The organism is Ruegeria sp. CE12 (assembly GCF_056537525.1).
In genome coordinates this window covers 1-2,500 of sequence record NZ_JBQFRS010000022.1, presented here as the reverse complement: position 1 = coordinate 2,500, position 2,500 = coordinate 1, and the positions used below count along the sequence as shown (strand labels likewise).

Annotated in this window: 2 tRNA genes and 1 rRNA gene (1 of these 3 cut by a window edge); all 3 read left to right on the top strand. The window is 52.0% G+C overall.

Annotated elements, in window-relative coordinates:
• A tRNA-Ile gene (locus tag ACR0IO_RS22710) sits at nt 1–9 on the top strand; it begins 68 nt to the left of the window's first position.
• 73 nt (nt 10–82) lie between these two features.
• Nucleotides 83–158: transfer RNA gene (locus ACR0IO_RS22705), tRNA-Ala, on the top strand.
• 403 nt (nt 159–561) lie between these two features.
• A 23S ribosomal RNA gene (locus ACR0IO_RS22700) occupies nt 562–2,500 on the top strand; the annotation flags it as partial.

Genomic DNA, 2,500 nt, shown 5'->3' with positions numbered 1-2,500 from the left:
GACCCACCAAGCCTTTTGCGGAGCAAAGGGCGTTGTCGTGGCAGTGCCTTCGCGTAGCGGAGGTCACGAGAGCGACTATTATGGGGCCTTAGCTCAGCTGGGAGAGCGCCTGATTTGCATTCAGGAGGTCAGGAGTTCGATCCTCCTAGGCTCCACCATTTACCCGATCAGATCGTTAAGCACCTTTTTGGTTCTTAACCGTCCGATTGGACGTCAATTGACATCGTTTAGAGAGAAATCAATCAACACTGTTTGATCGCGCCGAGTGTGGCGTTGATCTCAGTTGGTCCTCTTCGGAGGAGGTTTGATTAGGGATGTTTCCTCGTCCCTCTTTGAATATCCCGGCTGAAACGAACAGAGTTGTCCAAGTCAAGTACACTAACCCGCATGATCTGACGATCATGCATGTCTTTCATTCTCCATGCGGGGCCGACCGACATCGGCAGCATGGGTTCCAGGATGGAAGGCGGGAAAGTATGCTTTTGGTTCAGAATAAAGGTTCGGGGTTGTTCCAGCTTCCCTGTGACCGCGAGAGGCTTCGGTCTTTCTTTTTCTGGATCAAATCAAGCGCGAGAAGGGCGTTTGGTGAATGCCTTGGCAGCAAGAGGCGATGAAAGACGTGATACTCTGCGATAAGCCATGGGGAGCTGAGAATAAGCTTTGATCCATGGATCTCTGAATGGGGCAACCCACCTGAAAGCTTCATATTGTTATCTTTGATAATCAATATGTTGCTTAAACAGGTACTTAAGACCTGAATACATAGGGTTTTAAGAGCAAACCCGGGGAACTGAAACATCTAAGTACCCGGAGGAAAGGAAATCAATTGATACTCCCCTAGTAGCGGCGAGCGAACGGGGACCAGCCGAGCCGGATAAGTGACTAGAACACGTTGGGAAGCGTGGCCATAGCGGGTGACAGCCCCGTATAGGAAGCTTTGACGGACGTATTAAGTAGGGCGGAACACGTGAAATTCTGTCTGAAGATCGGAGGACCACCTTCGAAGGCTAAGTACTCCTTGCTGACCGATAGCGAACCAGTACCGTGAGGGAAAGGTGAAAAGCACCCCGACGAGGGGAGTGAAACAGTACCTGAAACCGAACGCCTACAATCAGTCGGAGGCTCCTTGCGAGCTGACGGCGTACCTTTTGTATAATGGGTCATCGACTTGGTCTCACGAGCAAGCTTAAGCCGTTAGGTGTAGGCGTAGCGAAAGCGAGTCTTAATAGGGCGTATGAGTTCGTGGGATCAGACCCGAAACCGAGTGATCTAGGCATGGCCAGGTTGAAGGTAAGGTAACACTTACTGGAGGACCGAACCCACATCTGTTGAAAAAGATCGGGATGAGCTGTGCCTAGGGGTGAAAGGCCAATCAAACTCGGAGATAGCTGGTTCTCTGCGAAATCTATTTAGGTAGAGCGTCATCCGAATACCCCGGGGGGTAGAGCACTGGATGGGTAATGGGGCCCCACAGGCTTACTGATCCTAACCAAACTCCGAATACCCGGGAGTACTAGATGGCAGACACACTGCGGATGCTAACGTCCGTAGTGGAGAGGGAAACAACCCTGACCTACGACTAAGGCCCCCAATTCATGGCTAAGTGGGAAAGCAGGTGGGACGACCAAAACAACCAGGAGGTTGGCTTAGAAGCAGCCATCCTTTAAAGATAGCGTAACAGCTCACTGGTCTAAATAAGTTGTCCTGCGGCGAAGATGTAACGGGGCTCAAGCCATGAGCCGAAGTCTAGGGATGCGTAAGCATCGGTAGCAGAGCGTAGTGTGACATAGTCTCATTCCTCCTTCATGCCTTCGGGCAGATTGGAGGAGAGAGGCTTTCGATGAAGCCGGGGCGTGAGCCATCCGGTGGAGAGATCACTAGTGAGAATGATGACATGAGTAGCGACAAAGAGTGTGAGAGACACTCTCGCCGAAAGTCCAAGGGTTCCTGCTTAAAGCTAATCTGAGCAGGGTAAGCCGGCCCCTAAGCCGAGGCCGAAAGGCGTAGGCGATGGGAACTAGGTTAATATTCCTAGGCCAGGAGGATGTGACGGATCACAGGTGTAGTTCAATCTTATCGGATTGATTGGGCTGCTGAGTGGTTCCTGGAAATAGCCCTCCATCAGACCGTACCCTAAACCGACACAGGTGGACTGGTAGAGCATACCAAGGCGCTTGAGAGAACGATGTTGAAGGAACTCGGCAAAATACCTCCGTAAGTTCGCGAGAAGGAGGCCCGGTTCCTAGGCAACTAGGGGCTGGGGGCACAAACCAGGGGGTGGCGACTGTTTATTAAAAACACAGGGCTCTGCGAAGTCGCAAGACGACGTATAGGGTCTGACGCCTGCCCGGTGCCTGAAGGTTAAAAGGAGAGGTGAGAGCCTTGAATTGAAGCCCAGGTAAACGGCGGCCGTAACTATAACGGTCCTAAGGTAGCGAAATTCCTTGTCGGGTAAGTTCCGACCTGCACGAATGGCGTAACGACTTCCCCGCTGTCTCCA